We start from the raw sequence: 11,469 nt of genomic DNA, 5'->3' as shown, positions 1-11,469 counted from the left end.
CGGCGAGTGCTGACGTAGCCTGGACCGGTGACGACCGTGCTCCTGACTGGCTTCGAGCCCTTCGGCGGCGATGCCGCGAACCCCACCGCCGATCTCCTCCCCCTCGTCGAGCGTGCGTGGGAGAGACCGGAACGGCTCGTCACCGCCGTGCTGCCGACCGAGTTCGACGGATCGACCCGTGCACTCGAGGCGCTCCTCGACGAGCACCGCCCCGCTCTCGCCGTCTCGCTCGGACTCGCGGGCGGCCGCACGGAGATCACCCCGGAACGCGTAGCGGTCAACATCGATGACGCCCGCATCCCCGACAACGCGGGCGCTCGCCCCATCGACGTGGCCATCGCCGACGACGGTCCGGTCGCCTACTTCTCGGGCCTGCCGATCAAGTCGATCGTGGCCGCGCTCGACACGGCGGGCATCCCGGCCTCGGTGTCGTCGACCGCGGGCACGTTCGTCTGCAATCACGTGTTCTACCTGCTCGCCCATCGAGCGGCATCCACGCCGGTGCTCCGCACCGGATTCATCCACGTGCCGTGGTCGGACGAGACCGCGCCCGCCGGCTCGCCGGCGCTCCCGCTCGCCGACCTCGCGCGCGGCATCCGTCTCGCGCTCGAGACGAGCCTCGATCGCGTGACCGACGAGCGGCGGCCGGGCGGGTCGATCCACTGAGCGGCGGCGCGATCGGCCGACCGCGATGGCGACGACCTACGCGGTGACGACCTCGGGGCTGCCGACGGGAGCGTCGGCGCCCATCTCGTCGGCGAGACGGTTGGCCTCGGCGATGAGGGTCGCGACGATCTCGGACTCGGGGACGGTCTTGATGACCTCGCCCTTGACGAAGATCTGACCCTTGCCGTTGCCCGAGGCGACACCGAGGTCGGCCTCGCGAGCCTCGCCCGGGCCGTTGACGACGCATCCCATGACGGCCACGCGGAGCGGAACGCTCATGCCCTCGAGACCATCGGTGACGTCGTTCGCGAGCTTGTACACGTCGACCTGCGCGCGGCCGCATGACGGGCACGACACGATCTCGAGCTTCCGCTCACGGAGGTTGAGCGACTGCAGGATCTGCAGGCCGACCTTGACCTCTTCGACGGGCGGAGCGGAGAGCGACACGCGGATGGTGTCGCCGATCCCCTCCGAGAGCAGGATTCCGAACGCGGTGGCCGACTTGATCGTGCCCTGGAACGCGGGGCCGGCCTCGGTCACACCGAGGTGGAGGGGCCAGTCGCCGCGCTCGGCGAGGAGGCGGTAGGCCTTCACCATGACGATGGGGTCGTTGTGCTTGACCGAGATCTTGAAGTCGTGGAAGTCGTGCTCCTCGAAGAGGCTCGCCTCCCAGACGGCCGATTCGACGAGGGCCTCGGGCGTCGCCTTGCCGTACTTCTGCAGGAGACGCGGGTCGAGCGAACCGGCGTTCACGCCGATACGGATCGAGACGCCCGCTTCCTTCGCACGACGGGCGATCTCTCCGACCTGGTCGTCGAACTTGCGGATGTTCCCGGGGTTCACACGCACGGCGGCGCACCCGGCATCGATCGCCGCGTAGACGTAGTTCGGCTGGAAGTGGATGTCGGCGATGACCGGGATCTGGCTCTTCTTCGCGATGATCGGAAGCGCTTCGGCATCGTCACGGCTCGGCACAGCGACGCGCACGATGTCGCAGCCCGAGGCGGTGAGTTCGGCGATCTGCTGCAGCGTCGCGTTGATGTTCGGTGTCGGCGTCGTCGTCATCGACTGCACGCTCACTTGCGCGCCGCCACCGACGAGGACCTTTCCGACCTTGATCTGACGGGTCTTACGGCGCGGGGCCAAGACCTCCGGCACGGAGGGCATTCCGAGATTCACAGCGGGCACGTCGTCAGTCTATGTCCGCCCACTGCGGGTGGGCTGAGTGCCGAGAGCTCACACGCAGCCGTCAACAAGCATGACGGGCGCGCGGACTTCGGATACGACGTCGGTGGCCGTCCACGTGTTCGTCGAAGGATCATACGATTCGTTCACGATCGCGGTGGTGACAGTCTGAATGAACGTCGTGCCGTCCGGTTGCTCGACCTCGCCGAGTTCGATCGAGTCGATGGGAGTTCCCGTACACGTGAAACGGCTACCGGAATCGATTGCCGATGATGCCGCCACAGCCCAATCATCGCCCGGTATGACTCCGACCCCCGAGCTGAATGCGATGCCTTGCTGCTCTGCGGTGCCGATGATCAGCATGAAGCTCGGCCGATCGTAGGAGTAGTTGCCAGCGTGGTCCGCCCACATATCGACGAAGTGCGACTCGATGATCTCGATGTCGCCCCAGGCGTACAGGGTGCTGGGAGGGTAATGGTACGAGCCGTCGTCTTCATCGGTATACGTCTCAGCCCCGAGCAAATCACGGAAGGCAAGGATTGCCGCTTCTGCCTCCGTTGCATAGTCGAACGATGCCGCCACTCCCCCGGCAGCGTCACGGAACTCGACGTGGGTCGGGAGGACGACGACCGACGCGACCGACGCCTGGGCCGGTTCTTCCGAAGCCGTCGGAGTCGGCGACGCGATTTGGCCAGGGGTTGCGGTCGACGTCGACGTTGCGGGCGGCGACGACGTCGCGACGGCACCCGGCGAAGCGCACCCCGACAGCCCGATGACGAGTGCTGCCACGACCGAACAGCCGATGAATGAACCCCGCATGATCGCCCCCGATTCCGTGAGCGGCATATGCGCCGCTCACGCTCAGGATGGCAGATCAGGGGCGGCTTCGATCCCCGTGGTTCCTAACGTTTCGGCAACGCGATCGCGAGGGGCGCGCCTGTCGCTTCGACGACCTCGTCCACCGTGACGCCCGGCGCCAGTTCGACGAGCTCCAGACCCGTCTCCGTGACGTCGATGACGGCGAGATCGGTGATGATGCGATCGACGACCCGGCGGCCGGTCAGAGGCAATGAGCACGACTCGACGATCTTCGCCGATCCGTCCTTCGCGACGTGCTCCATGAGCACGATGACGCGGCGCGCGCCGTGCACGAGGTCCATGGCACCACCGGGCCCCTTGACCATCTTTCCCGGGATCATCCAGTTCGCGAGGTCGCCCGTCGACGACACTTGCATGGCGCCGAGGATCGCAGCATCGATCTTTCCCCCGCGGATCATCGCGAAGCTCGTCGCCGAGTCGAAGTACGCCGCTCCGGGCAGTACGGTCACCGTCTCTTTGCCCGCGTTGATGAGGTCGGGATCGACCTCGGCCTCGGTCGGGTACGGCCCGACGCCGAGGATGCCGTTCTCGCTCTGCAGGACGACGGTGACGCCCTCCGGAACGAAGTTCGGTACGAGGGTCGGCAGACCGATGCCGAGATTGACATATGACCCGTCGGTGAGTTCGCGTGCGGCTCGAGCCGCCATCTCGTCGCGTGTGAGAGCCATGTCAGTTCACCTCTCGAACGGTCCGGCGCTCGATGCGCTTCTCGACGTCGCGCCCGACGACCACGACACGGTCGACGAAGATGCCGGGTAGGTGAATGGCATCGGGATCGAGATCGCCGACGTCGACGAGCTCTTCGACCTCGGCGATGCACACGCGGCCCGCCATCGCGGCGAGCGGCGAGAAGTTCCGCGCCGACTTGTCGAAGACGAGATTGCCGTGGGCGTCGCCCTGTGCGGCGTGCACGAGGGCGAAGTCGGTCGTGATCGCTTCCTCGAGGACGAACTCACGCGGCTCCCCGCGCACGGTGAACGTCTCGACGCGCTTCGGTTCTGAAGCGACGAGGACGCTGCCATCGGCGGCATGACGCTGCGGCAGCCCTCCCTCGGCGACAGCGGTGCCCACGCCCGTCTGCGTGAAGAATGCGGCGATACCCGCTCCCCCGGCTCGCAGCTTCTCGGCGAGCGTGCCCTGTGGCGTGAGTTCGAGTTCGAGCTCACCCGTCAGGTACCGCCGTGCGAACTCGCGATTCTCGCCGACGTACGACGACGTCATCTTGCGGATGCGCCCGGCCGCGAGCAGGAGCCCGAGGCCCCAGTCATCCACCCCGCAGTTGTTCGAGACGACCGAGAGTTCGTCGGCGCCCTGCGCGAGGAGCGCATCGATGAGCACCATCGGGATGCCGCAGAGCCCGAAGCCTCCCACCGCGAGAGCTGCTCCGTTCGGGATGTCGGCCACGGCATCGGCCGGCCTCTGAACGACTTTGTCGAGAGTCACGCTCGTACCTCCTGGGTTCGCGTCGATCGCGCCGGAGGTCGCTCGTGACGACTCCGGCACGTTCCTTCATCTTGGCAGGCGCACAGCACGACGTGAAGGGGGTGGCCTCGACGGCTCTCGGTAGAATCGACGGAGGCGAGATCCGCCGCACATCCGACGAAGGAGTCCCCCGTATGAGTTCGACTGAGGTCGTCATCCTCGCCGGAGCGCGCACCCCCCAGGGCCGCATCAACGGAGCGCTCGCGTCGCTGTCGGCCGTCGAGCTCGGCACCATCGCGATCCGCGGCGCCATCGAGAAGTCCGGAATCTCCGCCGATCAGGTCGACGCCGTGCTCATGGGTCAGGTGCTCCAGGCCGGTGCCGGCCAGAACCCGGCCAAGCAGAGCGCGAACGCCGCAGGGATTCCCTGGCGAGTGCCCGCCATGACCCTCAACAAGGTCTGCTTGTCGGGTCTCGCCGCCGTCGTCGACGCCGCGCGGCTCATCCGCCTCGGCGAGGCGCAGGTCGTCGTCGCCGGCGGCCAGGAATCGATGACGAACGCTCCCCACCTCCTGCCCGGCTCTCGTCGTGGCTGGACGTACGGAAGCGTGACGATGATCGACCACGCGGCGTTCGACGGTCTCACCGACGCCTTCGACGGCGTGTCGATGGGAGCGTCGACCGAGACGGTGAACGGTCGCCTCGGCCTCGGCCGCACCGAGCAGGACGAGATCGCGGCGGCGTCCCACCGGCGCGCGGGCGTCGCGGCCGCGTCGGGCGTGTTCGCCGACGAGATCGTCCCCGTCGAGATTCCGCAGCGGAAGGGCGACCCGATCGTCGTCACGGCCGATGAAGGCGTCCGGCCCGACTCAAGCGTCGAGACCCTCGCGCGTCTGCGTCCCGCCTTCGCGGCCGACGGCACCATCACGGCGGGCAACTCGTCGCCGCTGAGCGACGGAGCCTCGGCGCTCGTCGTCACGAGCCGAGCCTTCGCCGAGGAGCACGGACTGCCGTGGCTCGCCATCGTGGAGGCATCGGGCCACGTCGCCGGCCCCGACAACTCCCTCCACTCGCAGCCCGCGAACGCGATCAACGCCGCGCTCTCCCGTCAGGGCTGGACGGCCGACGACCTCGATGTCGTCGAGATCAACGAGGCGTTCGCCTCGGTCGCCCTGCAGTCCACGCGCGAGTTGGGTATCGAACCCGCCATCGTGAATGCGAACGGCGGCGCCATCGCGCTCGGCCACCCCATCGGAGCGTCGGGTGCGCGACTCGCACTGCACGCCGCCCTCGAGCTCTCGCGACGAGGGAGCGGTAAGGCCGCGGTCGCACTCTGCGGCGGCGGCGGACAGGGCGACGCGCTCCTCCTCCGCCGCTGACCGGACGACGAGCAGGTGCGGGCGCACACGCGCCCGCACCCACTCAGAAGAACGAGATCGGCTTGACGATGTCGGCGTAGATGAGCAGCGCGCTCATGGCGCCGATGACGATGACGACGGCGAACGTGATCGGCATGAGCCGCGCGATGTCGACGGGCCCGGGGTCGGGCCGACGGAACAGCTTCGCGAAGAAGCGGCGGATTCCCTCCCACAGCGCGCCGGCGATGTGACCGCCGTCGAGCGGCAGGAGCGGGATCAGGTTGAACACGAAGAGCATGACGTTGAGCGAGGCGACGATGCCGATGAGGCTCGCGGCCTTGCTCTCGATCGGCACGCCCTCGAAGGCGGCGATCTCCCCCGCGACACGACCGACTCCGACGACGCTCATCGGGCCGTTGGGGTCGCGCTCCTCGGGGCCGAAGGCCGCCTGCGCCGTATCGATGAGGCGCTGAGGCAGGTTGAGGATGACGTTGGCGACCGCCACGATGTTGTCTCCGACGGCCGGCAGCACGCTCGTGGCCGGCTGCGGCACGAGGACGGTCGACGGGCCGATCCCCACGAACCCGTAATCGGTCGTGACCGGCTCGCCCGCGTCATCCGTCACGACCTTTCCCTCGTCGTCGACGGCGAAGCGCTCCGAGAGGAGGGGCGTGACCGTGAGGTCGAGCATCTCGCCGTCGCGTTCGACGACGACGGGGAGCGGCGTTCCCGCGCTCTCGCGGATGATCGCGGTGGACTGCTCCCAGGTCTCGATGGGCGTACCGGAGATCGAGACGATCCGGTCGCCCGGCTCGAGACCCGCTGCTGCGCCCGGTGCCGCCGTGTCGCCCGGTTCGCACGTCTGCCGCTCGCTCGTCGCGGGAAGCACGCACTCCGACACGGACGCGATCGTCGTGGAGGACTGCGCCGTCCCGAACCCCATGAGGAGCACGGCGAACAGCACGACCCCGATGAGGAGGTTCATGAACGGGCCGCCGAACATGACGATGATGCGCTTCCAGACGGGAAGCAGGTAGAAGGCGCGGCTCTCGTCGCCGGGCGTGATCGACTCGGCGCTCACCTCGCGGGCATCGGTGGCGAGGTTCTGGAAGAAGCCGGTGCTGCCGGCTCGTGCCGCGACGGGTGCTGCGGTCTTCTCACCGATCTCGGCGACCTCGAGTGACCCGAACTCGGTCGCGCCGGCCTCGGCCGGATGATTCTTCTCGGGCGGGAACATGCCGATCATCGAGATGTAGCCGCCGAGCGGGAGCGCCTTGACGCCGTACTCGGTCTCACCGCGACGTCGCGAGAAGAGCGTCGGGCCGAACCCGATCATGTACTGCGTGACCTTGACGCCGAAGAGCTTCGCGGGCACGAGGTGCCCGATCTCGTGCAGCGCGATCGAGATGGCGAGTCCGAGCGCGACGATGAGCACGCCGAGCGCGAAGGCGATGACCGAATCCACCTGGCCAGGCTAGTCCGCTCTGTCTGCGAGTGGACTGTGGCGAAGCTGTCAGGCGCCGATGAGAGCCGTCGCCGCGCGGCGGGCGGCCGCCTCGGCTTCGAGGAGCACGGGCACGGAGAGGACGGCATCGGGGGCTTCGTGCGACTCGACGACGCGGCGCACGACGTCGACGATGTCGAGGAAGCCGATCCGCCCCGCGTGGAAAGCCGCGACCGCTTCCTCGTTCGCCGCGTTGAAGACGGCGGGGTACGTGCCGCGCGCGCGACCGACCTGCTTGGCGAGCGCCACCGCCGGGAAGGCGACCTCGTCGAGCGGCTCGAACGTCCATTCCTGCGCACGCGTCCAGTCGAGCGGTCGGCCGACCGCAGCGACGCGGTTCGGCCAGTCGAGCCCGAGCGAGATCGGCAGGCGCATGTCGGGTGGGGATGCCTGTGCGATCGTCGACCCGTCGACGAACTCGACCATCGAGTGCACGACTGACTGGGGGTGCACGACGACGTCGATGTCGTCGTAGCCGACGTCGAAGAGGAGGTGCGCCTCGATGACCTCGAGACCCTTGTTGACGAGGGTCGCCGAGTTCGTCGTCACGACGAGGCCCATGTCCCACGTGGGGTGGGCGAGCGCCTCGGCGGGCGTGACGGAGGCGAGGGAGTCGCGTGAGCGGCCGCGGAACGGCCCGCCGGATGCCGTGAGGACGAGACGCGCGACCTCGGCGTCGGTGCCCGACCGGAGGGCCTGGGCGATGGCGGAGTGCTCCGAGTCGACCGGCACGATCTGGCCGGGGGCCGCGAGGCGGGTCACGAGGTCGCCACCGACGATGAGCGATTCCTTGTTGGCGAGCGCGAGGGTCCTCCCCGTCTCGAGCGCGGCGAGGGTCGGACCGAGACCCACCGATCCCGTGATGCCGTTGAGGACGACATCCGCCTCGACGTCGCGGACGAGCTGCTCGGCCTCGATGATGCCGACCGCGGTGTCGTCGACGTGGAAGTCGTCGGCCTGCTGCTCGAGCACCGCACGATTCGAGCCGACGGCGAGCCCGACGATCTCGAATCGATCGGGATTGGCGCGGATGACGTCGAGCGCCTGCACACCGATCGACCCTGACGAGCCCAGCACGATCACTCTCTTCATTCCTCCACCCTAGGCTTCGCCGAACTCACCGTTCTCGACATTCCACGATCCGCATACGGTCGGGTCTAGGGTCTTACCGTGACTTCCTCCGACGCGGTCGACCCCCACGAGACGAGCGAACCCGCCGAGACGGCTGTGGCTCCGAAGCAAGGACCGCTCTATCGCGTCATCCGCTCGGTGCTCCGCCCCCTGACGCTTCTGACGTTCCGACCGACGATCACGGGCACGGCACACGTGCCGATGACCGGCCCCGTCATCTTCGCGAGCAATCACCTCTCGTTCATCGACTCCGTGGCGATCCCCATCGCGTCTCCGCGACCCGTGCAGTTCCTCGCGAAGTCGCACTACTTCACGGGCACCGGCTTCCGCGGCTGGGTGTCGCGCACGTTCTTCAGCTCGATCGGCGCCGTGAGCGTCGAGCGCGGTACGGGTGCCCAGGCGCAGGCCGCCCTCGATCAGGGTCGCCGCATCCTCGAGTCGGGCAACGCGTTCGCGCTCTACCCGGAAGGCACTCGGTCGGTCGACGGCCGCCTCTACCGTGGTCGCACGGGCGTCGCCTGGCTCGCGCTGACGACGGGAGCGCTCGTCGTACCGGTCGGACTCGTCGGAACCGAGGAGATCCAACCGGTCGGAGCGAAGCGCCCGCGCATCCGCCCCGTCTCGGTGCACTTCGGCGAGCCGCTCGATCTCTCGCACCACGGACCGGCGTCGTCGGGCCGAGCCCGCCGTCACGCGACCGATGAGCTCATGGCCGCGATCGCCGAGCTGTCGGGTCAAGAGGTCGCCGACCGGTACAACGAGACGCCTCCGTCGAATCCCGTCGCCCGCGCCGTCGATCGGGTGCTCCCGCGCGAGCGACTCTGAGCCGACGTCCGGGTGCGCCCGGTATCGTCTCGGGAGTGAAGATCAGCCGCACCGTCCTCGCGGCGTTCGCCGTCGTCGCCCTCGGTGGGCTCCTCGCCGGGTGCGCTCCGTCGCAACCGACCGTTCGGCCCGCCGAGACCGAGAGCGCTCCCGTGTCGACCGACGCCTTCGAGCCCGGACACATCGTGAGCGACGACAGCTTCTACAACTCGGGCTCGATGAGCGCCGACGCCATCCAGGAGTTCCTCGAGGACACGACCTGTCGACCCGTCGACGGAGTGCCTTGCCTCGCGGACTACACCGAGGACACGCGCACCGAACCCGACCAGGGGGTCGGGCACTGCGCCGAGTACCGCGGCCACACCGACGAGAGCGCGGCCGAGATCATCGAGCGGGTCGGCGTCGCGTGCGGCATCAGCCAGCGCGCGCTGCTCGTGCTCCTGCAGAAGGAGCAGTCGCTCCTCACCCACCCGAGCGAGCGCGGCTATCTGCGCGCAACGGGCTACGGGTGCCCCGACACCGCGGACTGCGACCAGAAGTACTTCGGATTCTTCAACCAGGTCTACAACGCCGCCTGGCAGTTCCGTCAGTACACGGTCGAGCCCGACCGCAAGTACCGCATCGGCGCCGTCGACGTCGGCTACAACCCGGATGCCGGTTGCGGGGCGAGCACGGTCGAGATCGAGAACCAGGCGACCGCGAACCTGTACAACTACACGCCGTACCAGCCGAACGAGGCGACGCTCGCCGATCCCGACACGGGCGACAGCTGCTCGGCGTGGGGCAACCTCAACTTCTGGATCCTCTGGAACCGCTGGTTCGGCGACCCGACGGCCGAGCGCTACCCCGGCTACGCACCGCCGTGCCAGAACCTCGTCGGCGGACGCCCGTGCACCGTTCCCATCTGGGACGAGATCGAATCACGCTGACCGGCAGACGACTCGCGGTGTCATCGACCCTCGCGCGCGCCCACTCTCGGGCACGATGGACGAACCGCGCGAGTCTCGCACGGACATCGACCTTCTGAGCCCCGGAGCAACCTCGTGCCGCTGACCGACCTGCCCCTCGACGCCCTCGTCGACTTCCGCCCCAACGTCGCCGAGCCGGCCGACTTCGACGAGTTCTGGGCGCGGACCCTCGCCGAGTCGCGTGCGGCCGGCGGCTCGGTCGTCGTCACCCCCGTCGCGACGCCGTTCACCGATCTCATCGTCGAAGATCTCACCTTCCCCGGCTTCGCGGGTGAGCCGGTCAAGGGCTGGATCACCCGGCCCCTGCGCTCGGAGAGCGAACGCCTTCCCGTCGTCGTCGAGTACCTCGGCTACAACGGCGGTCGAGGCCTCCCCGGCGAGCGCCTGCAGTGGGCGGCCGCGGGCTACGTGCACGTGCTCATGGACACGCGCGGTCAGGGCAGCGGATGGGGCACGGGCGGCGACACCCCCGACCCGCACGGCTCGGGTCCCGCCGTCGCGGGGTTCATGACGCGCGGCATCAGCTCGCCCGACACGTACTTCTACCGTCGTGTCTTCACGGATGCCGCGCGGCTCATCGACGCTCTCTCCGAGATCCCGTCGGCCGACACCGACCGCATCGCCGTCACGGGCGGCAGCCAGGGCGGCGGCATCTCGCTCGCGGCCGCCGGGCTCTCCCCCGCCGTGCGCGCCGTGCTGCCCGACGTGCCGTTCCTCTGCCACTTCCGGCGCTCGGCGGCGCTCACCCCGAAGGCCCCGTTCACCGAGATCACGCAGTACCTCGCCACCCACCGCGACACCGAGGACACGGTCTTCACGACGCTCTCGTACTTCGACGGAGTGAACTTCGCCCGCAGGATCAGCGCACCCGCCCTGTTCTCGGTGGGGCTCATGGACGACGTCGTGCTGCCGTCATCCGTCTACGCCGCCTACAACGCGCTGACCGTGGAGGATCGTGAGATCGTCGCCTACTCGTACAACGGGCACGAGGGCGGGCAGCTGCGGCAGTGGACGCGTCAGGCGGAGTGGCTTCCGCCACGGCTCGGCTGAGTCGCCGCCGCGAACGTCTCGGGTTCGTGGTGCACGGGGAAGTTGACCGACGCGCCGATGAAGCACAGTTCGGCCGCGCGCGCGTGCAGGCTCTGGGCGAGCTCGATCGTCGCGGGGTCGGCGACCTCGACGCGTGGCCGCAGAGTCACTTCGGTGAAGGCGCCGCCGCCGCGTCCGTCCTCCCGCATGGTGCCGACGGCGTCGTCGTCGTAGGCGGTCACGACGACACCGTTCGTCGTCGCGACGTGCAGGTACGACAGCATGTGGCACTGCGCGAGGGCTGCGAGGAGGAGCTCTTCGGGGTTCCACCGATCGGCGTCTCCGCGGAAGGCGCGGTCGGACGAGCCGAGGATGTCGTGGAGCTTGCCGTCGGTGCTCACCGTGTGGTCGCGCCCGTAGTCGCGGTAGCCCGTCGTGCCCGCCCCGCGGGCTCCCGTCCACTCGATCTCGACGCGGTAGCCGTGCTCGGTCTTCATGCCCC

General features: G+C 68.8%; 12 protein-coding genes. 5 read left to right on the top strand and 7 right to left on the bottom strand.

Annotated features, from left to right (window positions below; translation table 11 throughout):
* Positions 1–27: 27 nt before the first annotated feature.
* Entirely contained in the window at positions 28–666 is a 639-nt protein-coding gene (pcp, locus tag BJ972_RS01480; protein WP_129176721.1) for a pyroglutamyl-peptidase I, read from the top strand.
* Between the two features lie 36 nt (positions 667–702).
* Here pcp and ispG read toward each other — a convergent pair whose 3' ends face one another.
* The 4 genes from ispG to BJ972_RS01460 form a co-directional block, all read right to left on the bottom strand.
* Positions 703–1,833: a flavodoxin-dependent (E)-4-hydroxy-3-methylbut-2-enyl-diphosphate synthase gene (gene ispG / locus BJ972_RS01475; RefSeq protein WP_129176753.1), complete on the bottom strand. Its 1,131-nt coding sequence runs from the start codon at positions 1,831–1,833 to the stop codon at positions 703–705.
* A gap of 69 nt (positions 1,834–1,902) precedes the next feature.
* Positions 1,903–2,640, bottom strand: coding sequence for a hypothetical protein (locus BJ972_RS01470; protein WP_129176719.1), 738 nt, complete (start codon positions 2,638–2,640; stop codon positions 1,903–1,905).
* 113 nt (positions 2,641–2,753) lie between these two features.
* Positions 2,754–3,398, bottom strand: a complete 645-nt coding sequence (locus BJ972_RS01465) for a CoA transferase subunit B (protein WP_129176717.1) — start codon at positions 3,396–3,398, stop codon at positions 2,754–2,756.
* A gap of 1 nt (position 3,399) precedes the next feature.
* The gene (locus tag BJ972_RS01460; RefSeq protein ID WP_129176715.1) at positions 3,400–4,173 is read right to left on the bottom strand and encodes a CoA transferase subunit A; all 774 of its coding nucleotides are present in this window, start codon (positions 4,171–4,173) and stop codon (positions 3,400–3,402) included.
* Positions 4,174–4,346: 173 nt separating this feature from the next.
* On the opposite strand from BJ972_RS01460, the gene BJ972_RS01455 reads away from it, so the two are divergent.
* Positions 4,347–5,531 carry an acetyl-CoA C-acetyltransferase gene (locus tag BJ972_RS01455; RefSeq protein WP_129176713.1) on the top strand — a complete coding sequence of 395 codons (1,185 nt, stop codon included), beginning with the start codon at positions 4,347–4,349 and terminating at the stop codon, positions 5,529–5,531.
* 43 nt (positions 5,532–5,574) lie between these two features.
* Here BJ972_RS01455 and BJ972_RS01450 read toward each other — a convergent pair whose 3' ends face one another.
* A complete protein-coding gene (locus BJ972_RS01450; protein WP_129176711.1) occupies positions 5,575–6,975 on the bottom strand; it encodes a M50 family metallopeptidase in 1,401 nt (466 codons plus the stop codon).
* 48 nt (positions 6,976–7,023) lie between these two features.
* A complete protein-coding gene (locus BJ972_RS01445) occupies positions 7,024–8,106 on the bottom strand; it encodes a 1-deoxy-D-xylulose-5-phosphate reductoisomerase (protein ID WP_129176709.1) in 1,083 nt (360 codons plus the stop codon).
* Between the two features lie 78 nt (positions 8,107–8,184).
* On the opposite strand from BJ972_RS01445, the gene BJ972_RS01440 reads away from it, so the two are divergent.
* The 3 genes from BJ972_RS01440 (at position 8,185) to BJ972_RS01430 (ending at position 10,988) form a co-directional block, all read left to right on the top strand.
* Positions 8,185–8,970: a lysophospholipid acyltransferase family protein gene (locus tag BJ972_RS01440; protein ID WP_129176707.1), complete on the top strand. Its 786-nt coding sequence runs from the start codon at positions 8,185–8,187 to the stop codon at positions 8,968–8,970.
* Positions 8,971–9,005: 35 nt separating this feature from the next.
* Entirely contained in the window at positions 9,006–9,899 is an 894-nt protein-coding gene (locus BJ972_RS01435) for a hypothetical protein (protein ID WP_129176705.1), read from the top strand.
* Positions 9,900–10,013: 114 nt separating this feature from the next.
* Entirely contained in the window at positions 10,014–10,988 is a 975-nt protein-coding gene (locus BJ972_RS01430; RefSeq protein WP_129176703.1) for an acetylxylan esterase, read from the top strand.
* Here BJ972_RS01430 and BJ972_RS01425 read toward each other — a convergent pair.
* Positions 10,955–11,464, bottom strand: a complete 510-nt coding sequence (locus tag BJ972_RS01425) for an OsmC family protein (RefSeq protein WP_129176701.1) — start codon at positions 11,462–11,464, stop codon at positions 10,955–10,957. The two genes, BJ972_RS01430 and BJ972_RS01425, sit on opposite strands and share 34 nt — an antisense overlap.
* Between the last annotated feature and the right edge of the window lie 5 nt (positions 11,465–11,469).

It is taken from the genome of Agromyces atrinae (genome assembly GCF_013407835.1).
Taxonomy (GTDB): Bacteria; Actinomycetota; Actinomycetes; order Actinomycetales; family Microbacteriaceae; genus Agromyces; species Agromyces atrinae.
The sequence above is the reverse complement of the archived record's forward strand: the minus strand, read 5'-3'. Positions and strand labels throughout refer to the sequence as shown.